This window comes from Borrelia tillae (assembly GCF_055693965.1).
The window spans coordinates 516,987-539,427 of the sequence record NZ_CM146346.1; the positions used below are offsets into that span (position 1 = coordinate 516,987).

At 29.7% G+C, this 22,441-nt stretch carries 14 protein-coding genes and 1 pseudogene; 10 read left to right on the forward strand and 5 right to left on the reverse strand.

Going from position 1 to position 22,441, the window contains the following annotated elements:
- The first annotated feature begins 2 nt into the window (after positions 1-2).
- The 5 genes from ACWUD1_RS02605 (at position 3) to trxB (ending at position 11,738) form a co-directional block, all read left to right on the forward strand.
- Positions 3-692 (forward strand): HAD family hydrolase, encoded by a 690-nt coding sequence (locus ACWUD1_RS02605; RefSeq protein WP_472756297.1) that lies wholly within the window; start codon positions 3-5, stop codon positions 690-692.
- Positions 693-712: 20 nt separating this feature from the next.
- A complete protein-coding gene (locus tag ACWUD1_RS02610; protein ID WP_472756298.1) occupies positions 713-7,402 on the forward strand; it encodes a SpiroCoCo family coiled-coil protein in 6,690 nt (2,229 codons plus the stop codon).
- 11 nt (positions 7,403-7,413) lie between these two features.
- Positions 7,414-8,964, forward strand: a complete 1,551-nt coding sequence (gene pheS, locus ACWUD1_RS02615) for a phenylalanine--tRNA ligase subunit alpha (protein WP_472756299.1) — start codon at positions 7,414-7,416, stop codon at positions 8,962-8,964.
- Positions 8,957-10,660 (forward strand): phenylalanine--tRNA ligase subunit beta, encoded by a 1,704-nt coding sequence (pheT, locus tag ACWUD1_RS02620; protein ID WP_472756300.1) that lies wholly within the window; start codon positions 8,957-8,959, stop codon positions 10,658-10,660. The genes pheS and pheT overlap by 8 nt, the downstream gene beginning before the upstream one ends.
- 103 nt (positions 10,661-10,763) lie before the next feature.
- A complete protein-coding gene (trxB, locus tag ACWUD1_RS02625) occupies positions 10,764-11,738 on the forward strand; it encodes a thioredoxin-disulfide reductase (protein ID WP_472756301.1) in 975 nt (324 codons plus the stop codon).
- Positions 11,739-11,790: 52 nt separating this feature from the next.
- Here the strand turns inward: trxB and rlmB are convergent, their stop codons facing one another.
- From rlmB to ACWUD1_RS02645, 4 genes and pseudogenes are all read right to left on the reverse strand, one after another.
- On the reverse strand, positions 11,791-12,516 hold the full coding sequence (rlmB, locus tag ACWUD1_RS02630) for a 23S rRNA (guanosine(2251)-2'-O)-methyltransferase RlmB (RefSeq protein ID WP_472756302.1): 726 nt from the start codon (positions 12,514-12,516) through the stop codon (positions 11,791-11,793).
- Position 12,517: 1 nt separating this feature from the next.
- Positions 12,518-13,616, reverse strand: a pseudogene (dnaJ, locus tag ACWUD1_RS02635) (molecular chaperone DnaJ).
- Positions 13,616-15,514, reverse strand: coding sequence for a molecular chaperone DnaK (dnaK, locus tag ACWUD1_RS02640; RefSeq protein WP_472756303.1), 1,899 nt, complete (start codon positions 15,512-15,514; stop codon positions 13,616-13,618). Before dnaK ends, dnaJ begins: the two are co-directional and overlap by 1 nt.
- Positions 15,515-15,543: 29 nt before the next feature.
- Entirely contained in the window at positions 15,544-16,056 is a 513-nt protein-coding gene (locus tag ACWUD1_RS02645) for a nucleotide exchange factor GrpE (RefSeq protein ID WP_472756917.1), read from the reverse strand.
- A 556-nt stretch (positions 16,057-16,612) separates the two neighbouring features.
- Between ACWUD1_RS02645 and ACWUD1_RS02650 the strand changes: the two genes are divergently transcribed.
- From ACWUD1_RS02650 to ACWUD1_RS02665, 4 genes are all read left to right on the forward strand, one after another.
- A complete protein-coding gene (locus tag ACWUD1_RS02650) occupies positions 16,613-16,708 on the forward strand; it encodes a hypothetical protein (protein ID WP_472756918.1) in 96 nt (31 codons plus the stop codon).
- A 196-nt stretch (positions 16,709-16,904) separates the two neighbouring features.
- Positions 16,905-18,458, forward strand: a complete 1,554-nt coding sequence (gene nadE, locus ACWUD1_RS02655) for an NAD(+) synthase (protein WP_472756304.1) — start codon at positions 16,905-16,907, stop codon at positions 18,456-18,458.
- On the forward strand, positions 18,455-19,033 hold the full coding sequence (locus tag ACWUD1_RS02660; RefSeq protein WP_472756305.1) for a hypothetical protein: 579 nt from the start codon (positions 18,455-18,457) through the stop codon (positions 19,031-19,033). The genes nadE and ACWUD1_RS02660 overlap by 4 nt, the downstream gene beginning before the upstream one ends.
- Entirely contained in the window at positions 18,994-20,037 is a 1,044-nt protein-coding gene (locus ACWUD1_RS02665) for a PP2C family protein-serine/threonine phosphatase (protein ID WP_472756306.1), read from the forward strand. The genes ACWUD1_RS02660 and ACWUD1_RS02665 overlap by 40 nt, the downstream gene beginning before the upstream one ends.
- Positions 20,038-20,119: 82 nt before the next feature.
- Here ACWUD1_RS02665 and ACWUD1_RS02670 read toward each other — a convergent pair whose 3' ends face one another.
- Positions 20,120-20,545, reverse strand: a complete 426-nt coding sequence (locus ACWUD1_RS02670) for a hypothetical protein (protein WP_472756307.1) — start codon at positions 20,543-20,545, stop codon at positions 20,120-20,122.
- 118 nt (positions 20,546-20,663) lie between these two features.
- Between ACWUD1_RS02670 and ACWUD1_RS02675 the strand changes: the two genes are divergently transcribed.
- Complete coding sequence (locus ACWUD1_RS02675) at positions 20,664-22,388, forward strand: hypothetical protein (RefSeq protein WP_472756308.1); 1,725 nt, start codon at positions 20,664-20,666, stop codon at positions 22,386-22,388.
- The last annotated feature ends 53 nt before the right edge of the window (positions 22,389-22,441 follow it).

Sequence of the window (22,441 nt, forward strand, 5' to 3'; positions counted from 1 at the left end):
TTATGATACAGGCTGTAGTATTTGATCTTGATGGGACTCTTTATCCTGAAATTAGTATGAATTTAGGAATGTTGCCTGAATTTTTAAAGCATATTAAATTTTTTTTAACTTTTAAAAAGGTAAGAAGGGAAGTAAGACTTTTGCAAAATGGCAAAAATACCCCTTCTAATAGATCTGAATTAATGTCTATGCAAGTTAAAATGCTTGCTAACTATCTAAAGTGTAGTAATGATAGGTGTGAGTTTTTATTAAATAAAATATATTATAGTGAATCTTTTAGTAATAAATTCAGGAATTTCAAACCGTATGTTGGCGTTCATGATTTGATTTATTTTCTTAAATCGAAGGGAATAAAATTAGGAGTTATGTCAGATTTTCCAATTGCTGCTCGCGTAAGTAATTTGCTCAACATTGGTGATAATTTTTGGGATATTCTTTATTCGTCAGAGGAGACTGGTTATTTAAAACCAAACAAAATGGCTTTTTTTAGGATTATGGATGAGTTAGGTATATCCAGTGAGCACATTTTATATGTTGGTAATTCTTATGAGTATGATATTGTAGGTGCCAGAAGTGTGTGCATGAAGACTGCTTATTTTTCTAAGAAACGGTTGATTAAAGATAATATGGAGTGTGACTTCATCTTTAGTGATTATAGAGACTTGCAAAGATATATACTTTTAAATATATAAGAGCATGGGTAAAATATTTTATGATAGATGTTATAACCATTTTGGTTAATCTTTTATTAGTTGTTGTGATTTTATTTTTTTATAGACAGTATGATAGGCGTTCAAGGGCTTTAGATAAGATTAAAAAATTTGTTGACATTGCTAAGGGTAATCTTGAAGATTTTATTGATGAGAAAACTAAAGAGATGAATAATCTTGCTGTTGATATGGAAGCGTATCAACGCTCTAGTATAGAGATCATAAAGAAAATCGATGAAGTTCAGCAAAAGATTAAAAATAAGAGCAATGATTTTGCAGAAGTTGAGAAGAAAATTGCTTATCATAATTCTATGCTTAAAGAGTTAGATGATATGGCTCTTAAAGTTCAAGATAATATACAGAGACTTCAAGTAGATGGAAAGATCGTAGATAAACTTTCAAGAACCTTAAAGAATTTTAATTCTCAGATCGACTCTATTGATTCCAGATTAAATACAGTTTTTGAGAAATTTAATAATACAAATAAAGAAAATCTTGAGGCTATCAAGATTGAGAGTTGGGATAAATTTGATAACACTATTAAAAATTTTAGTGTGAGAATGGATAATTTAGATAAAGATCTTACATCTTATCAAGAATCATTGATAATGATTGAGGAGAGGAAGCAAGAAGTTTTAGGTAAGGGCAATGAAAGACTCGAGAATGAGTTTAGAGAGTTTATATTAAAAATTGAATCTAGTATAGATAGTTATAATAATTCCATTGAGGATTCTTTTAATGTGTATGAAACTAAATATAAATCAATAGAAAATTCTCTTGAGCTTATTTTGGAACAAGTTAAAACTAAAATTAATGATAAAGAAGATTTTATTTTAACTAAATTGAATGAAGAACTTAAGATAAAATTTGATGAAGTATTTATGTATGTTGATAAACGGTCTAATCAAATAAAGGACAAGCTTGAAGGTAAGTTAGTATTAATAGACAATGAAATTGCTACTTTAGGTTCTGTTTTTAAGGATGATACCTACTCTAGGCTGAATTCTCTTGAAGAAACTATAAGACAAGAAATGAGACAATATGAAGAGCAATTTGCAGATATTTTGGGGCAATTTAGGATTCAGATTGAATCTAATGTTGGTGATATTTATAGGGAGTATGACAATAAGATAAATCAGTTTGATAAGGACATAAGAGAGAGAATAGAGGTTAGTCTAAAGGATGCCAATTCTAAAATAGAGAGTGTACAAGTTGATGTTAAGACATTACTTGATGATCTTGAAGATGATTCTAATAAGATTTATTTTGAATTTAAAGAGAGAGTGAGGGGTGATATTAATAATTTCAATGAAAATGTGTTTTCAAGAATGAATAATATTGGCAATGAATTAGAATTGAGGCTTGCAAATATCAATAAAGATATTCAAGACAAAATTTCTAAGTTAGATGGTAGTTTGTCTTTAGGGCTTAAAGAAATGAATGATAGGTTTATGAATGATTATTCATGCTTAGATAATGGCATTAGCTTAAAGTACGAGACTCTCTTAGAAGCTTTAAATTTAAAAAGTAGTGCATTAGAGACGCAGCTGGAGAGCAAGTATAAGAATATTGCAGATAGGTTTGAGAAAGATATTTATAATTTTGTCGTTAAATGTGATGAAAAATTTAGTGAGATATCTGAGAAATCAGATCATGATTATCAAAGTTTTGAAATTACTAGTAAAAAGATAAAGGAAGGAATAACTTCTTTAAACAACTTATTGGCACAGGATTTTGAAGGGTTAAGAAGAGATTTTGAAACCAAGTTCAGTAATATAAGTACTGAAATCAATAATGAAGTATCTAATTTGAAAAATAATTGTGGCGGGGATATAGATAAATGCTTTAAGCAAATAGAAGATAGTAAATTGCAACATGAAGCTTTACAAAGAGAAGTAGATTTGAATTTAGAAAATATTAGATCTCATTTAGATAGAATCAATGAAGAATTTTTAAATTTGATTGAAGGTCAAAGGACTCGGGGCAGAGAACTTAGTGATAATGTTTTTAATGAGCTTTCAGAACATATTCAAAAGAAATCAATTGATATGCATACTAATTGGAAAGATGAGCTTATTGTTTTAAACAAATCTTTTCTTGATATTAAAATTGCAAGCGAAGAATTGCTTTTATCAGCTTCTTCAAAGATTGAATCCTTTGAAAAGGATGTTAATGAGAGACTTGAATATGTGACATCAAAGAGTGAAGATTTTGAAAGTTCAATATTGAGTAAATATAAAGAATTAAGAGATGTGTCATATAAAAATAGTGAAGAGGTTTTATCAGGGGTTAGAGAATTTATTGACAATCAGGCCGAAATGATTCATGACAAGATTATCATGATGCTTAATGGACTTAATGAAGATTTTTCCAATAAAGAAGATTTAGTTAAAGGCAAGATAGAAGAACTCGATTATAAACTTAAAGATTTCAGGCTTGAATGTGAAGATATTTTAAATAATCTTAGATTAGAACTTGATGTATTTATTGACACCAGATCACAGAAAGTTTCTGAAATTAAGCTAGATAATCAGATGCAGATAGATGATTTTTTAAATAGGATATCAGAAGATATTTTAAGTAAAAGAGATGTGCTTAATAATGAAATCGATAATAAGCTTAATGATTGGCAAGGTAAATTAAGTGAAATATCAATTAACATTGAAAATATAATATCCTCAGGAAAGGTTGATATCAATACGCTTGATTCTGAGATGACTTTGAAGATCAAGGATCTCAAGGTTACTTTTGAGGGACTTGAGAATTATTATCTTGAAAGGATAGATGAATTTAGGAATCAAGGAAATATATATGCGGATGAACTTCTGAAAAACATTATGAGTCATTTTGACGCGGATACTAAAGATCTTGAGGAAAATTTATCTAAAAAATTTGCTACAGTTTTAGAAGAGTCAGAAGAATTTGTTAAGGAAGTTGATAGTTTGCTTAAGGATAAAAGAACAGATATTGCTTCATTTCAAGCAAGTATTGATATTACCATTGATTCTCTTAATTCAAGATTTAATGATGTGAATAGAGAAATTAATGAAAAATATAATAAGGTAATATCTGACTCTAGAGGATATTCAGAGACCCTTGCAAGCAAATTGGAAGATGAAATAGGATATGAAATTGAAAGTGTAAATAGAAGACTAATAGATAAGATAGATATTTTTAGCAAAAATATGGGTGAAAGTTTGGAAAACTTTAAGTCATCTTTTGATGTATCGAAGTACCAAGTTGAAAATTTTGAGGTTAGAATTAAAGACATAATAGAAAAAGAAGAACTAAGAATAAGTGAGTTACTGAGAGAAATTGAACAGCAATATAAAATTAGATGGGAAGAGGCAGTTGATTACAAGAAAACCATCAATAGTGATATTCTTAAGTTGAGAGAACAGTTTATAGAGGTGGTTAATGAACTTAAGAATAACATAGAAGACAAATCTGATTTTTTAAATGAGCTTTATAAAGAAAGATTCAAGATTATTGAAAATAATTTTGAAGAAAGATATTCAACATTTTTTATTGAGAGTGAAGATGCTATTTCAAAGATTAGGGATGAGATCTATAAGATACTTACAGATAATGATGAACATTTGAGAATAAAAATTTCTGAAATGGATCGTAATTTTGAATTAATTGAGGAGCGTTCAAAAGAAATTTTGAGACTTGAGGAGGATTTAAGAAATAGAATACAAGAAGGTAGTAATAAAATGCATGATCAATTTGATACCATTAAGTCTGGTGTTGAAAAAGAGATGAAAGAGCAATTTAATACTTATATTCAAAAGGTTACTGTTGCAATTGATGAAGAGATTGAAAAGTATGATCAAGAGCTTAATGATAAAATATCTGCTCTTAAGTCAATTGGAAATAGTATCGACATTATCGAACAAGATTTAAAGGAAAAAATTAATGAATATCAGTATGAGTTAGATAAGATTTTTGAGAGCAGATATATTGAGCTTATGGCGAAGTGTGATGAGAAATATCTGATTGTAGAGAAGACAATAGATGATAAGACTAATTTAATTGATAAGTTGATTTCAAGTAAGTATACTGAGCTTACGGACAAGTATGATGAGAAATATCTGATTGTAGAGAAGACAATAGACGATAAGACTAATTTAATTGATAAGTTGATTTCAAGTAAGTATACTGAGCTTACAGACAAGTATGATGAGAAATATCTGATTGTAGAGAAGACAATAGATGATAAGACTAATTTAATTGATAAGTTGATTTCAAGTAAGTATACTGAGCTTGATAGCAAATATTCTGATATGCATGTTACTATGAAAAATAGGTTGGATTCATATATTGCTGAGCTAGAAGTGGAGCTTGCTCGTTCAAGCGAGAATATGGATAAGGGGATTAAGGAGCAGCTTCAAAATCTTAGTGAACTTAAGTTAACTTTGAGTAATATTGAGGGTGATGTACTAAAGCTTAAAGAGGATTCGTATCATAATGTATCATCTCGTCTCGAGCTTCTTGAAGAAGATTTTTTTCAAGATTTGAAGAAAAGGGGTGATAATTTGAAAAGTTCTTTGAAAAATTTTGTGATGTCTTCAGATCAAAGAATTGAGAATTTAGAGAAAGAGATAATCAAGAGTTTGGAAGAAAAAGAAATCCTTATGAAGAATTTTAAGATTGAAATTGAACGGGAATTGATGATTAATAAAGAAAATCTTTATTTGGAATTTAATAAAGAGTTTGATACCAGAAAACAAGATACAGAGGATAAGATCGTTTTAATGGAAACTAATGTTTCCAATAAAATAGATGAATTTATTAAGTTTGTCGATAGTCGTCAAAATAATGTTGATTCTTGGCTTTTAAAAGTTCAAGATGATATGACAAATTGGCAGGAAAATACTTACAGGGAACTTGAAGCGAGAACTGAAGTTGCTCAGAGGAATCTAAATGAAATTGCGAATGGTATTTCTGTTGTTGAGAGCGATTTGAAAGTTATTAAAGATAGTGTTAATCAAAGAGCAAGAGCAATTTTTGATCATGTGCATGAAGATATTAAGGAATTTGAAAATAATTCTTACCTTAGTTTAAAAAATATTTCAGATGAGGTGCAGAATAAGGTTTTAAATATTGAAAATTCCATGGATTTGAAGATTAAGTCTGTAAATGAGAAGATAAATTCTCATTTGGAAGAGCTTGCAACACAGGTTGAAATTAAGTTTTTAAGTCAACAGAAAGATATTGAAGATAAAGTCATTGAGTCTGGAGAAAAATTAGAACATGAATTTACTATGATGATTTCTAGGCTTGAGAAAGAGAAGCAAGGTATTTTAAATAGATTTTCAAATGACAAAGATGATTTTGAATCTCAAGTAAAGTTAATTCAGGATGATGTTTTAAAGCTTGCTGAGAAGGTTAATGTATATAGGACTGATATTGAGGGCACAATTAGAAAAAATTATGATTCTTTTTCCAACTCTATGCAAAAGGAATATGTTGCGTTTGAAAATAAAATTAAGAATGGTTTAAATTATTCAGAAGAAGAAATAAGAGTTTTAAAGGATACTTTAAAAATTCAGGTTAGCAGCATAGAATCTGAATTTAAAGATAAATATAATTTAATGATTAAAGGTATTGATGAAAATATATTACAGCTTAAATCGAAGCTTGTAAGCTATGATAGTGATCTTAATCATTTCATAGATGAAATTAAAGATAATTTAATTATCTTTAAGGAGGGCTTGAGAGAAGAACTTGACAAGCGCTATCTTACCATGAGTACTAAGCTTGAAAATTTCAGGAGACTTGAAGTTGAGCTTGAGAGGAATAATGATCTTATAACAGAAGTTTATTCCTTTAAAGATAAATTAGAAGGGTTGCAAGAGACTTTAGTTAGTGAAATAGATATTATACAAGGATATAAAGGTGACTTTGAAGGCATTACTAGAGAAATTGGAGATATTAAAGTTAAATCATCAAATATTATTGAGGTATTTAATGATTTGAAGATGCAACAGATGGATGTTAAAGGGATTAAAGCAGAGCTTGATCAATTTCTTGAATTTCATGCTTCCTTTAAAGAAAGGTATAAAAAATTTACAGAGTCTTATGATGAAATTCAAATTTACAAAGCTAAGCTTAAGGAGATCAAAGAAGAGCAGAATACCATCCTTGCAAATTATGATAGAATGAGTAATAAGGATAGTATCCTAAAATCTACATTAGAATCTGTTGATAGAAATTTTGATTTAATAAATGAGATAGAAGGTAAAATGAATCTTTTATTTAAAGAGAGCTCTGGATTTCATCAAGATCTTAGTGAATTGAAAGGTATTATGTCAGAATTACTTGTAAACAAAGATTTATCACTAGAAGTTTTAAATAGTGTTCAAACTCTTAAAGAAATGCTAGGAGATGTTGAAAGTAAGCTGACATATATTAAAAACGTAAGGGAAAAGGTTGCAAAATCTGAGACTCGACTAGAAAATTTAAATGTTGCTGCAGAAGAGAGAATTAAGACTCTTGGGATTCTCGTAAAAACCGAATCTAAGTATAAAGATAATGTCGGGCTTAATAATGAAGCGGTCAGAGATTCTGTAATTAAGCTTATGAGACAAGGTTGGAGTGCTGTAGAAATTTCAAGGGCTACTAAATTATCTGTTGGAGAGGTTGAACTTATTTTAGAACTTGGGATTAGTAGCAAAAGTGATGATTAAGGGATAACTTTATGGAAAGTGATTTTGAGATAGTAAAGACATTGCATCCTCTTGAGACAAAGGTCATTTTAAGTTATAAGGAAGGAGATGAAATTTATGCATTAAGGCTTATTTCTGATTTACATTATAATGAAGGACAGTCAAATAAAACAATTGAATGGCTTGTTGCTAAAGGTATTCTCAGCGAAACTTTTAGAAAGAATAATGTGTTTTATCGTTTGACCGAAAGAGGTATTGATGCTTTAAATAATGGTTTAATTGAAGAGAGAATCATTAGTCTTGTGTCTAGAAAAGCAGTTTTAGTTGCCAATTTATCTAAGGAATTAGGGCTTGATGTTAAGGATACTGGTAAGGCTTTTGGTAATTTGTCTAAGGAGGGAGTTCTTTCCTTGGGACTAGATAAAGAGATTGTTGTTAAGGACTTAAGTCGTGGTAGTTACAAGATAGTTAAAGAATTACTTATCAAAGCTAAAGAGGGGGCTCTTTTAGAGGATGATTTATCTAGAGATGAATTGCTAGTTATTTCTAATCATTCTAAGAAGAAGGGCGCTAATGATGCTTTATTTAAGATAATAGAAAAATTAGATTTAAAATTTAAATTTTCTCAATTTGGATCAGAAATAAAATCTGAGCTTAAAAAGCGTGCTATCGAAGGTGATGAGATTGTAAAATTAACCCCTGAAATATTAAAAAGTAAATCTTATGAAAATAGAAAATTTAGGGCTTATAATATTCATATTGCATCAAGTAAGGCTTTTATTGGGCGTGTGAATCCTTACTCAGAATATATTTCTAAAGTTAAAGATAGGCTTGTAAGTTTTGGGTTTGAAGAGTTTGATGGTCCTTTAGTTGAAAGTGAATTTTTTAATAATGATGCTCTTTTTATGCCCCAATTTCATCCTGCACGTGATGTAAAGGATGTTTATTATATAAAAGAACCAAGTTCACTAAAGTCCTTGCCCGAACCTTACTTTTCTAATGTTAAGTCTGCTCATGAAAATGGTTATACTACGGGATCAAGAGGTTGGAGATATGATTTTAGTAAGAGTATTTCAAAGAGATTGGTGCTTAGAACGCAAGGTACGGTGCTTTCAGCAAAACAATTAGTTGACATTAAAAATCCTGGTAAGTATTTTGGAATTGTTAGGTGTTTTAGATATGATCAAGTTGATGCTACTCATGGAGTTGATTTTTATCAAACAGAAGGGATTGTTATTGGTGATGATGTTAATATTAAGACTTTATTAGGTCTTCTTGAAATTTTTGCTAAAGAACTAGCTGGTGCTACTGACGTGAAATATGTGCCTGCTTATTTTCCATTTACAGAGCCTTCAATTGAAGTACATGTGAAGCATCCTGTCCTTGGTTGGTTTGAATTAGGCGGAAGCGGTATTTTTAGACCAGAGGTTACAAAACCTTTTGGAATTGATGTGCCCGTTATTGCTTGGGGTATTGGTATTGATAGAATGGCTTTGATGTATTTGGGTTTAAATGATTTAAGAGAGCTTTTTACCCATAATATTGGTGATGTTGTATTGAGGCGAGGAAAAGCAAATGCCTAAGATTGAAGTTTATAAAGGTCTTTTATTAGAAAAAATAGGAAAAAATTTAACAAATGATGAGATTATATCTGTCCTTGAGATGATTAAGGCTGAAGTTTGTGAGTTTGATACTATAAATGATAAAATAAAAATTGAATTTAATGATACGAATAGACCTGATTTGTGGTCTTATACAGGACTTGCTCGTCAAATTAAGACATATCTTTTAGGCAAATTGCCTTCATTTGAGTTTATATCAATGGCAGGTAGTTTGCAGAAATTTTATGGTGAAATTTTGGTCAGTTCTGAAGTATTTGGGATTAGGCCTTTTATTTTTGGATTTTTAGCTAAGGGTATGATTTACAACGAGCAAATGCTTGAGACTTTAATCCAATTACAGGAAAAACTTTGTCATAACTATGGACAAAAGCGTAAGAGGGTTGCGATGGGAATGTACTCATCAGCTTCTATCAAGTTTCCATTAAATTATATTGCGTGTAATGGAGATTATAAATTTGTTCCTTTAGGTATGGATCGTGAAATGTCTATTGAAGGGATCAATAAGGTACATCCTAAGGGAATAGAATATTCACTTATTTTAAAAGACTTTAATTTGTATCCTTTGTTGTTAGATTGTAATGCTCAGGTTCTCTCTTATCCTCCGGTAATTAATTCTCATGATATTGGGACTTTAAGGGTAGGTGATACTGATTTATTTATTGAAGTTACAGGAACTAATCTGGAAGCTACTTTATTATCTTTATCGGTTGTTGCTTGTGATTTGCATGATATGGGATTTGAAATTTTGCCAGTAAAGACCACTTTTCCTGAGGAAACCTTATTTGGTAGGGAAATAATCAGTCCTTATTATTTTCAGGATGCTATAGAGGTTAGTGTTAATAGCGTTAATAAGATACTTGGCAGTGATTTTACAGCAAATGATATGTGTCTTGACTTAAAAAAATTAGGAGTAGCATCTTACTTGAAGGAACCCGATAAATTTTATGTTGTTCCCCCTGTTTATAGGAATGATTTTTTTCATGCAGTGGATGTTATTGAAGAAATAATGATAGGTAGGGGACTTAATAGTTTTAAACCAGAGCTTCCTAAGAGTTTTACTATAGGGAAATTGACTCCGATAGAAGAATTTTCAAGAAAAATTAGGAATTTAATGATTGGAATGGGATTTCAGGAGATGATTTATAATTATCTTGGTTCTAAATCTGATTTTATTGAGAAGATGAATATTAAGGGAGATAATTTGTTAAAAGTGTCTAATCCAATGACAGAAGGGTATGAGTATGTTAGAGGCTCTATAGTGCCTGACTTGCTTAAATCTGAGAGTATTAGTTCAAATTTTCCTTATCCTCATAAAATTTTTGAGATTGGGAAGGTAGCTTTAAAGGATTTAAATAGCGTGGATGGTAGTATTACTTATGACAACTTGGCTTTTTTGATGGCTGATAAAAAATTTTCATTTAATGATATTAATGCTTTAGTTTCATCGCTTTTTTATTATTTAAATATTGAATTTACATTAAGAGAATCAGATAAGACTCTTTACATAGGTGGTAGGGGAGCTAATATCTTAATAGGCGATAGTGTGTTAGGTAGCTTTGGCGAGGTATCACCTTATATATTGAATAATTTTGGAATTATGGTTCCATGTTGTGTTCTAGAAATTAATCTTAATAAGCTTTTACATTGTTTTGGATAGCTTTAAATTACTTTAAGTAGAATTTTATTATTAATGGGTGTATTCATATTTATATATTTTATGTAGCATATTTTGATGAGTTAATGGGGGATAAGAGATATTTATGTTAAAATTCGAGTCACTGGACATAAAGTTGAGTAAAGAGACTATAAGAACAGAGATGGATTCTATTGAAGATGTGATAATTGTGGGTTCAGGGCCTGCGGGACTTACAGCTGGGATCTATACTGTTATGAGTGGATATAAAACTGTTGTTTTAGAAGGCCCTGAACCTGGAGGACAGCTTACAACTACCACAGAAGTATATAATTATCCAGGGTTTAAAAATGGTGTGAATGGAAGGGAATTGATGTTGAATATGAAAGAACAGGTAATTAATTTGGGTGCTACTACTTATTTTGAGGTTGTAAGAATTATTGAAAAGAGAGATAATCTTTTTTATCTCTTTACTGATAATTATGTTTATAAGAGTAGATCTGTTATTATTGCATCAGGATCAGTACCTAAAAGACTTGATACTCTTAAGAATTCAGATTTATTTTGGAATAAAGGCATTTCAGTTTGTGCAATTTGTGATGGACATCTCTTTAGGGGCAAAATTGTTGCGGTAATTGGTGGAGGCAATACAGCAATTTCAGAGGCTATTTATTTAAGTAAATTAGCAACAAAGGTATATGTTATTGTTAGAAAGGGTTATTTAAAAGCTATTTCTATGCTAAAGAAAAGTGTCGCAGAATTATCTAATGTTGAGATCTTATATAATTGTGAGGCCATAGAAGCTAACGGAGACAACTCTTTATCCAAAGTGCAGATTATGAATGATAAGAATAATTCTACTTTTGAATTAGATGTAGATGGGATATTTATAGCTATTGGTTATAAGCCAAATACAGAATTTTTAAAAGGGTTTTTGGAATTAGATGAGGATGGATATATTTCTACTTCTAATTTTGTTAAGACTAGTGTTGAAGGGGTATTTTCTTGTGGTGATGTTAGCAACAAGATGTATGCTCAAGCTATTACGGCTGCAGCTGAAGGATTTATGGCTTCTGTTGAGGTGAGAAATTTTTTGGGATAGTAATTTAAGTTAATTAATATCAATCAATAATATCAATCAATATTGAATATAGTTAAAGTAAATTAAGCTGTCTTTTAATTTCAAATATTAAAATTCCTGTTGAAACTGATACATTGAGTGAGTCTATTTTGCCCTTGGTTGGAATTTTGACTAAAAAGTCTGAGTTTTTTTTTGTTAAATTATGTATTCCTTTTCCTTCATTGCCCATAATAAGTGCAATTTTAAAATCATTTATTTTAATGGTATTTATTGCCGTCCCTTGAATATCACTAGCATATATCCAAAATCCATTCTTTTTTAATTGTTTGATTGCATTATTTATATTTGGAACTATCAATTTATTAACGTATTGACTTGCACCAGAGCTAGTACGTAAAATAGTTAAATTATCTTTTGCACTTCGTCTCTGGCTAGTAATTACAAGATCAATATTAAATTGTTCGGATGTTCTAAGAATTGCCCCAAAATTTTGAGGATCTTCTATTCCATCAAGTATTAAAATAAATACGCTATTTTTATTTTGAAATTCATCTAAAAATTTTTCTAAGTCCTTATTTTGATTGTTAGTGTTATGTAATTTTAGTTTTAATGCAAAACCTCTATGATTATTGCTACCAATTATCTTATCAAGATCGTTTATTTTAGTTATTTTAATGTTATGTTTTTTAGCTAGTTTTTCAATGGTTATGCTTTTTGGATTTGTCTTTGAAATATATAACTCAAGTCCTTGATTGTTTTTTATGCTTTCAGTGATTGAATTGGCGTGTGTAATATACATACTAAATTTTATTTAAGGTAATCTCATCAACGTCTTTGATTTCGTTGCTTAAAGCTTCCAACAGATTAATAGCATTATAACTTAAATTTTTAGGAGTTTTGATCTTAATAATTAAGAGCAGATGTCCAAATTTTTCTGTATGTAATATTGGCATGCCTTCATTCTTGATGATAATTTTTTCATCATTTTCTATGCCCTTTGGAATTTTTAGTGCAATTTCTTTTTCTGATAATGTGTGTATTTTGATCTCTTTTCCAAGTGCTGCTTGAGTAAAACTTATCGGAAGAATTGCAAGCAATCTTTTCCTTCTCTTTTGAAAATTTTATGAGGTTTTATCGATATTCTTATATAGAATCCCCATATTGTTGATTTTCAGGATTTACACTCCCCTTTCCTCTCATTTTTATTTGTTGAGAGTCATCAATGCCTGCTGGAATATTGAGTTCTATTGTTTCTTTATGCTTAATACTGCCCGTTCCTTTGCATGATTTGCAAGGATTTGATATTATGTGTCCATTTCCATAGCATTTTGGGCATGTAGTTGTTACTCTGAAAAATCCCCCCCCTTGCATTACTCGACCACTACCGTTACACATATTACATGTTGAAGGCTTGGTTCCTTTCTCAGATTTTTTTCCAAAACAAGATTCGCATAACATATTTCTTGTTATATTAATATTATTTTTATAGCCTGAATAAGCATCTTTAAGTGATATATCTATTTGGTATGCTATATCTTGACCTTTTGCACTCTGCCTGCTTTTATCTTGTCCGCGATTGCCAGTGAAAAATGAATCAAAAATGTCTCCAAAATCTTCAAAAATATCTGAAAATCCGCTAAATCCATTGGAAAATCCATTAAATCCTGAAGCTCTGCCTTCAAAAGCTGTGTGACCAAATCGATCGTATTGAGCGCGTTTGTTATCATCCCCTAAAATTTCATAAGCTTCTGTTGCTTCTTTAAAAATAGATTCAGCTTCTTTGTTATCTTTATTCTTATCAGGATGATATTTAATTGCTATTTTCCTGTATGCTTTTTTGATTTCATCTTTTGAGGCTCCTTTTGAGAGCCCCAAAATTTCATAATAATCTTTTTTCACTATTTCTTATCCTCATCAACAACTTCGTAATCGGCTTCTTTACTTTCATTACTTGTATTGTTTTGAGTATTGCTTTGATTTGATGTATTAGCTTGATTTTCTTTGTACATCATTTCAGCTATTTTATAAGATGCTTGTTGAAGTTCTTCTGTCTTTGATTTGATTGAAGATATATCTGAACCTTCTAGTGCTTCTTTGAGTTCTTTGATTTTATTTTCAATAGCTTCCTTATCTTCACTTGTTATCTTGTCTTCATATTCTTTTAGAGATTTTTCTGTTTGGTAAATCAAAGAATTGGCTATGTTTTTTGCTTCTATATTGTCTTTTAGTTTTTTATCTTCCTCTGCATGAGCTTCAGCATCTTTTACCATTCTCTCAATCTCATCCTCAGACAGTCCTGATGATGATTCAATTCGAATTTTTTGTTCTTTTCCAGTTCCCATGTCTTTAGCAGAAACATGCACTATTCCATTAGCATCAATATCAAAGCTGACCTCTATTTGTGGCACTCCTCTTGGTGCTGGTGGTATTCCATCAAGAATAAAATTACCTAGTACTCTATTTTGTGATGCCATCTCACGTTCACCTTGTAATACTTTAATGTCTACAGAGGTTTGATTATCAGCTGCTGTTGAGAAAACTTGACTCTTTTTGGTAGGAATTGTTGTGTTTCTTTCAATTAATTTTGTCATAACTCCACCAAGCGTTTCAATACCTAGAGATAGAGGGGTTACATCGAGGAGTACCATATCCTTGGTTTCTCCTGTTAAGATTCCACCTTGAATTGCAGCCCCTATTGCAACAGCTTCATCGGGGTTTACTCCTTTATTTGGTTCTTGACCGAATATCTCTTTTACGATTTTTTGAATGGCTGGTATTCTTGTGGAGCCCCCTACGAGTATAACTTCATTGATGTCGGAAGCTTTAAGCCCAGCATCTTGAATGGCCTTAATGCAAGGTTCTTTTGTTTTTTGAACTAAATGATCTACCATCTGTTCAAACTTTGCTCTTGTAAGGGTGTATTGTAGATGTTTAGGCCCGTTTGCATCGGCTGTAATGAATGGAAGATTGATTGATGCTTCTTGAGCACCTGAAAGTTCGATTTTGGCTTTTTCAGCTGCTTCTTTGAGTCTTTGGAGGGCCATTTTATCGTTTGATAAGTCAATAGCATTATTTTTTTTGAACTCAGTGATTAAGTATTTGATGATTTCATCATCAAAATTATCTCCCCCAAGATGGGTATCTCCATTTGTTGATTTAACTTCAAAAACACCATCTCCAAGTTCAAGTATTGAGATATCAAATGTTCCTCCACCAAGATCGTAGACAGCAACTATTTCTTCATTTTTTTTCTCAATTCCATAAGCAAGAGCCGCAGCTGTTGGTTCGTTAACAATCCTCTTAACGTCCAGTCCAGCGATTTTGCCGGCATCTTTTGTTGCTTGTCTTTGCGCGTCATTAAAATAGGCTGGAACAGTAATTACAGCTTCAGTAACAGTTTCTCCTAAATAAGCTTCAGCTGTTTCTTTCATTTTAGTAAGAGTTGCAGCTGATATTTCTGGTGGTGACATTTGCTTTTTGATGTTGGAAATGTTAACTCTGGCATCTCCATTTTTTCCCTTTTCTACCTTATAAGGAACCATTTTGATTTCGCTTGCGACCTCTTCAAATCTCCTTCCCATAAATCTTTTTATTGAATAAATGGTATTTTCTGGATTTGTGACCATTTGGTTTTTTGCGACTTGTCCTACAAGTCTCTCACCTTTATTTGTATAAGCTACGATTGATGGGGTGGTTCTTCCTCCTTCTGAGTTCTGTATGACAACGGGTTTGCCATGTTCCATTATCGCCACACATGAATTTGTTGTTCCAAGGTCAATTCCTATTATTTTTCCCATATAAAGCCTCCTTTTTTTGATTGCTAATATTAATTTTTACTTTGTGCAACTTTAACTTTTGCAGTTCTTAATATACGATTGTTATAGCAGTATCCTTTTTGGTATACTTCTACGATTTCAGGGGTTTTAAGTCCAGCTTTTTCTTCTATGCTTATTGCTTCATGTTGGCTTGGATCAAATTCTTCCCCTGATTTTCCAAATTTTTTTAGATTATATTTTTTGTCAAAACTTGATAGCATTTCGCTTTCAATCATACTAATTCCTGATAATAAAGTATCAAAATCTTTTGATTGTTTTGATGAATCTATTGCTCTTTCTAGATTATCAAGAAAGTTAATTATATCTTTCATTATGTTTTCATTTGCAAATTTAATGAAGTTTTCTTTATCCTTTTCAAGCCTTTTTCTAAAATTTTCAAATTCTGCTTGTTTCCTTAAATACAAATCTTTTAAATTTGAAATTTCATTTTCTAGTTCAATAACCTTTTTGTCGATGTTGGGACTATTTCCATTTGTGAGAGTTTCATGTTCTTTTTCTTTAATTTCTTCAGGTTCTTCACATTTTTCCTTGTCGTCCACTTTGACCTCCTTTTATAAAGCATTTTATATTTAAAGAAAATATTTTACAAATTTTTTATTTACAAATTTTTTTTTGAATTTGATTCATTTTAATGATTTTTAAAAGGGTTGGTTTTGACTATTAAATCATAATAGTATAATATTGACACATATTTCATGGTTAATAAATTCTTATGTGTACTTTTTTGTCAAAATAAAAAAATAATTAATGTGTTTTTTTATTTAGTCTTATTTTTAAAGAATTGTGTTTAAAAACCTATTTTTATGTGCTTGATTTAAGGGGTTTTTTGAGTATCTATGGTTTTAGAGTAAGGCTTGTAGCAGGATCTTAGATTTTTCTTTTAGATTATATTCACAAGGTATTGCTTATAGTGAACTTATCAAATAATTGTAGTTATGCAGAACACTATTAGGATTTGGAAATGTTTTATGTAGGTTGTATTCTCACAGAGTGGTTTGTGTATTGGGATTTCCTTGTAATTAATTTGGATTGCAAGAACCAGGACCAGATAATGAAATTTTGACTTTTTGTCGGACAATGTACAGTGTTTTATTTCCTATTTTCTCTAAATTAGATGTTAATGGTGAGGATCACATCCTTTGTATAAGTGTTTAAGCGGAAGTTGCCAGCAAAATTAAAAGGTGGTATTCGGTGAAATTTTACTAAGTTTTTGATAGATCAAGAAGGTCAAGTTGTAGCTAGAGATAAACCTAAGATACTCTGGGGAGTATTAAAATTAGAATTCGGAAATTGGTAAGTGTGACTTAAGGTTTTCTTGTAATTTTTTCTGTTATTGCGTATTATTTACCATGTGAAAATATGTATAGCACAGACGAAATGTAGACTTTTTAATTTTAAACAGATTTTGGGTGAGTTCAAGGAAAATTATGACTATGCTCTTCAACATAACGTTGATATTTTGGTTTTTCCTTTTATTTTTATTGGAGGCATTGAGTACAAGAATTTGTTTCATAGACCAGAATTTTTAAAGAAACTTCTGGATTGTCTTAATTTTATAAAAGCTCAAGTTGATGATAGGCTTTGTGTTGTATTTGGGCATTATGATTTTTATGAGGGCAAATTATGTGACTTTGTATCTGTGGTAAATGATCATAAATTTATCTTGACGGCTAGAGAAAGCCATGTGCCGGTTTTATTTGACTATAAAGGTCGAAGTATTGGTATCTTAAATTTAAGAGGTGAATTTTTCTTTAAGAAGGGATTTGATGAAGAATTGAATGAACTTTTAAGTAAATCTGATTATCTCTTAATCCCATCAAAGTCTTATTTTACTATTGATAATAATAACTTGAGGCTTGAATTTTTAAGAAAGATAGCTATGAAGAATAATGTGGAAATTGCTTATGCCAATTTGTATGGAGTTTATGATTCTATTGTATTTGATGGTTTGAGTTTTTTTATTGATAAATATGGAAAAATAAAACAGGCTAAGGAATTTGAAAGTGATATCATATTGAATGAAGGATTTGATGATTTAGAACTGGATATTGAGTCTAAGAGCTTTGATAACCTTATTAAGGCATTGGTAAGTTCTTTAAGAGAATATGTGGAGCTTGCTGGATTTGAGCAGGTGCACTTGGGTATTTCTGGAGGTATTGATTCTGCTCTTGTAGCTTATATTGCATGTGTTGCTTTAGGAGCCCATAAAGTTGTTGGGATTTCTATGCCTAGTAGATTTTCATCTACAGGATCTATTTCTGATGCAAGGGACCTTTCTAGGAATTTGGGATTTAAGTTAATTGATATGCCTATTGAAAACATGTTTCAATCTGTTTTAGAATTTTTTAATGGGTATTTTGATACAAAGGGAATTACTGAAGAGAATATTCAAGCCCGATTACGAGGTCTCTTTTTAATGTCTTATAGTAATGCAAATAAGTCTTTACTTTTAAATACTAGTAATAAAAGTGAATTTGCTGTTGGTTATTATACTCTTTATGGTGATTCTTGTGGTGGAATTTCTTTAATAGGCGATCTGTTTAAGGTAGATGTTTATAATCTTGCTAAGTATATTAATTTAAAAGAAGGAAAGGTAATCATTCCTGTTAATATTCTTTTAAAAGAACCTTCAGCTGAATTAAAACCTGATCAAAAAGATAGTGATTTTCTTCCTACCAGGTATGAAATTCTTGATGAGATATTGTATAGGTACCTGCTTAAAGATGAGCCTTTGGATATGCTGTATAAGTCTTTTGGGAAAGAAGTTGTTACAAAGGTATTAGATCTTTATTATAGCAGTGAATATAAACGAAGGAACAGTCCTATGGTAATTAAAGTTTCTAGAAAAACTTTTGGTAAAGACATTTCACTTCCTATTTCAAGAATTGCGTTGACTTCAGAATGAATAGTAAATGTGTTATTAGTATATTAAGTGAGTTTAGTCTAAAACTAGAAGAAATCTTTTTACTTCTAAATACTTATTCTTATGAACTTTATAAGGAAACCCCTAGATATTTTTGTAATGATATTACAAATTATCTTGAATTAACAATGGGAATTGTTAATAGGTTTCAAGGGGAATTTGAAGACTCTCAAGAATTAGATTTAGGTAGATTTCTTATTAGGAGCATGAAATGTGATTTAATATCTTATTTATATTTATCTTTGGAATTAATCAATAATTCTATGCAGCATACTGGTATTAAAGATACTGGTATTGCCTTTTGTAAGGCCCTTTCTTGTAAACTCTCATCTGTAATATCTTACGTTGAGGTTGAATTTGAAAATATGGTTCTTTCTTCTGCGTTTACAGGTAAACAAACTCTTAAAAGCGGTGGTCATAAAATATTGATTTTTTCTTGTGATAGTATTTATAGTAAAAGACTTACAGATTATTTGATTTTAAAAGATTATACTGTTTTATCTACAGATACTGTTGATTGTTCAACCAATTACTGTGTAATTATTTTTATGATTTAATTATTCTTGATTTAAGTTCGGATGAGGATGTACATTTAATTTTAAACTTGCTTAGGAATATTAAAAGTCATAGTCTTTATGAGATGATTCCTGTTATTGTTATTTCTCAGATAAGTAGAACAGACATTATTCAAACTTTTATTGAAGAGCAAGTAGATGATTATTTTTTAAGGAGTTTGGATTTTTTGGTACTGGGCATTAGGATCAATAGTTTTATAGAAAAGAAAAGGGTTATAGAGCAGGGGCAAAAGTGTTTAGATCTTGTACTTCATGGTAAAGAATGTTTTGAGAGTGAATTAATTGATGCTGGAAATTATATTGAGAATTTATTGCCTAAGAAAATACAAAACGAATTTTTTAATTCTAATTGGATTTTTATTCCATCAAAAAGAATTGGGGGTGATTTTTTTAATTATTATTTTGCTAATGATGATGATTTGATAATTTATTTGATTGACGTTTCAGGGCATGAAATAGGTTCTGCACTTTTATCTCTTAGTGTTTCAAGTGTTATTAATTCTTATATTATGAATAATAATAATATTAATCCATCAGAAGTATTAAGTTATGTTAACAGCTATTTTTTTAAGTTTAAAAGTGATATGTTTATTACGTTATGGTATGGTGTTTTAAATGTAAAAACAAGACATCTAAGATTTGCTTCAGCAGGATCACCGCCTGCTGTTGTTTTAAGTTCTAAGGACAATGTTTATCTTAATACAAGGGGAGCAGTTCTTGGAATTGAAGAGATGTATTCTTGCGAGGATAGTGAATATGTCTTGAGTAAATTCTCACATCTCTTGCTTTTTAGTGATGGCGTTTATGAAGTTGAGAATAAACATGATGCAATAATGTCTATCGATGATTTTTATGAAATATTGGAAGAAAATTCATATAACTTAGATGATTTTATTTTAATGCGTCTTTATGAAAAGATGTTGAATTTATCAAGGTATAATACATTTAGAGATGATTTTTCTATTTTGGAGTTAATTATTAATTAGTTAATTAATAAAATAATTAAATGTAAGTTATTGAATATAAGTTAAGTTTTTGAAGAAAGATTTATTAAGTATGTTGATTGTTTTACGTTTTTTTAGATGTTTTTTTATCTTGACTTATAGTTGAATTATTAATAGTTTTTAGTAATTTATTTAGTGTCCAAGTTGAAAACTTAATATAAAGTTTTTTAATCGGATTTTTTGTATTCTTAAGCAGTACTTTTAAAGATTCTATGTTCATTATGGTTATTATTTCTTTTAAAATTTTTGGTAAGGTATTAAAAATTTTAGAACCAACTTTATGTCCCTCTATGATAAAATTTTGGAGCATTATTTGATCTCTCTTTTGTAATCTTCGCATGTATAATTTTAGTGTTCTTTCTTGTACGTTCATTATTTCTGAATTGATTTGTTCTTGTTTTTTTGATATTTTTTTTGATTCAATAATAGGCTTTCTGGGAAGAGACTTGTATGGATTTGTTCCTGGAATATAATTTTTTGGAATCTTCATTTATTTTTTTACTCCTAATTTATAGTGATCGTACATATATTTATTAATTTTATTAAGTTTTTTGCTTTTATACAACCGATATTGATATTTTAATTCTTTATTATTAATATTGAATGATATGAAGAAATATTTGGGTTCGAGTTTTTTTTATTTGCTAATAGGCATATTTTTTTTATTTTCGATTATTTTAATTCAATTTAAAGCCTTAAGTTTAAACATTTTTTTATTAAATGATTTAAAATTATTAGTTAATAGCAAACTTGAAGATAATAGGTATGTTTTAGATGGTCTTACTATTAATGTAAGAGGTATTAAAATAAGTTTGTCTAAAACAAAACCTCTTATTGTTCCCGAGAATGAGCTCCAACTTTCGCCTATTTCTTATAAAATTCAAGACAATGCGGTTCATGTTTATTTTGAAAATAATATTTTCTTATTATTTTCATTTGACTCAGACAATAATTTTAATGTTAGTTCGAATCTCTCTAAAAAACTGTTAATAAGTTATGAAACTGATAGGGATTATAATGTTTTAATTGATAAAAATATTATTATTAAGGGCTTTGATAATCATTTTGAAGTTTCATTAGGAAAGCATAGTAAGATGAATGAGAGAGAAATTTTAGTTAGTCCTCAGGAAGTTTTTAAAATAGGAAATTTAGTTGAAGAATTTACTACTATTGAAGAAGTAGCTGCTAAGGAATCTTCTACGGATATTCCTTTAGATATAAATGCAAATTTCAATGCTATATATTCTTTAATTAAGAAGGTAAGTAAAGAGGATTTTGACTCAGAGTTAATGAAATTTAGAGATAAAGCATATAATGCATGGAGTGATAAATCAAGTTTTAATGTTAATAAGGGTGGTTGGCGTAAGGGCAATGTATATTCTTTTTATGAGAATATATTTATTTATCTTTTAGCTGAGTCTTTAACAAGACCTGATTATGAAGCTTTATTTTTAAAGCTTAAATCTTTAATGAGTCTTAATGAACATCATTTAACATATTTAAGTGCAAGTTATTATGTCGATACAGAAAAGATTAATAGGTTTTTTCGTTATTTATCTATAAATAAAACTTTTATTAATTCTCTTGAATCGAATAAGCTTTTAATATATTTAAAAGAAGATGCGTATCTTTTGGAGAAAGTTTTTTTATCTGAAAATGTTTCTATTTTAAATGATATATTAAGTATTTTAAGAAAACCAGAAGTAATATTGACATCTGAATTTAATTTGATTCAAGCTTATAATGTGCTTTCTAATTATATTATATTCTTGAAATTTGATAATAATAGTTCTGTCCTTGAGAAGTTGAGAGAGGCGTTAACTGGATTTGTATCTACTTTATTTTCTGTAACTAGTGATGGGGAAGCGTATGTCTCTGGAAGTAAGAGAAGCGTATCTTGGGATTTTGAATATACACTTAAGATTGCAGGTTTGCTTAAAAGGCTTGCTTCTAAGTTGGGAGATAATTCAATCTTAGAGCTTGCTCTTAATGCAATTTATTATTCTTTGCTTAAACCTAAGCTTAAAAATATACCATATGAAAATTATTATGCTGATATTGTTGACAATGAATATGTTCCAAAATTTATTTTGTTTCCAAATATTGGGATTGGGCATTGGATCTATGGTGCCTCAAAAATTGTAAATTTTAACTTTTCTAATGCGTTTTATTCTATTGAATTTGATCGTAGCTTAAATTCACCTGGGTATTTCTTTTTGAAAGGTATTTCATACCCTACCTTGGTTAGGTTTAGAAATATTAATTGGTATACAATCCTCAGTTTTACATATATTCTGATGGATGGAGATATTATTTTGATAATAAAATATTAATTTTAAAAATAACACCTAAAAAATCTGATGATACAAAGATTCTTTTAAGATTT

Coding starts and splice junctions, on each gene's coding strand:
- ACWUD1_RS02605 (WP_472756297.1), top strand. CDS start 3: ATGATACAGGCTGTAGTATTTGATCTTGATGGGACTCTTTATCCTGAA.
- ACWUD1_RS02610 (WP_472756298.1), top strand. CDS start 713: ATGATAGATGTTATAACCATTTTGGTTAATCTTTTATTAGTTGTTGTG.
- pheS (WP_472756299.1), top strand. CDS start 7,414: ATGGAAAGTGATTTTGAGATAGTAAAGACATTGCATCCTCTTGAGACA.
- pheT (WP_472756300.1), top strand. CDS start 8,957: ATGCCTAAGATTGAAGTTTATAAAGGTCTTTTATTAGAAAAAATAGGA.
- trxB (WP_472756301.1), top strand. CDS start 10,764: ATGTTAAAATTCGAGTCACTGGACATAAAGTTGAGTAAAGAGACTATA.
- rlmB (WP_472756302.1), bottom strand. CDS start 12,516: ATGTATATTACACACGCCAATTCAATCACTGAAAGCATAAAAAACAAT.
- dnaK (WP_472756303.1), bottom strand. CDS start 15,514: ATGGGAAAAATAATAGGAATTGACCTTGGAACAACAAATTCATGTGTG.
- ACWUD1_RS02660 (WP_472756305.1), top strand. CDS start 18,455: ATGAATAGTAAATGTGTTATTAGTATATTAAGTGAGTTTAGTCTAAAA.
- ACWUD1_RS02670 (WP_472756307.1), bottom strand. CDS start 20,545: ATGAAGATTCCAAAAAATTATATTCCAGGAACAAATCCATACAAGTCT.
- ACWUD1_RS02675 (WP_472756308.1), top strand. CDS start 20,664: ATGAAGAAATATTTGGGTTCGAGTTTTTTTTATTTGCTAATAGGCATA.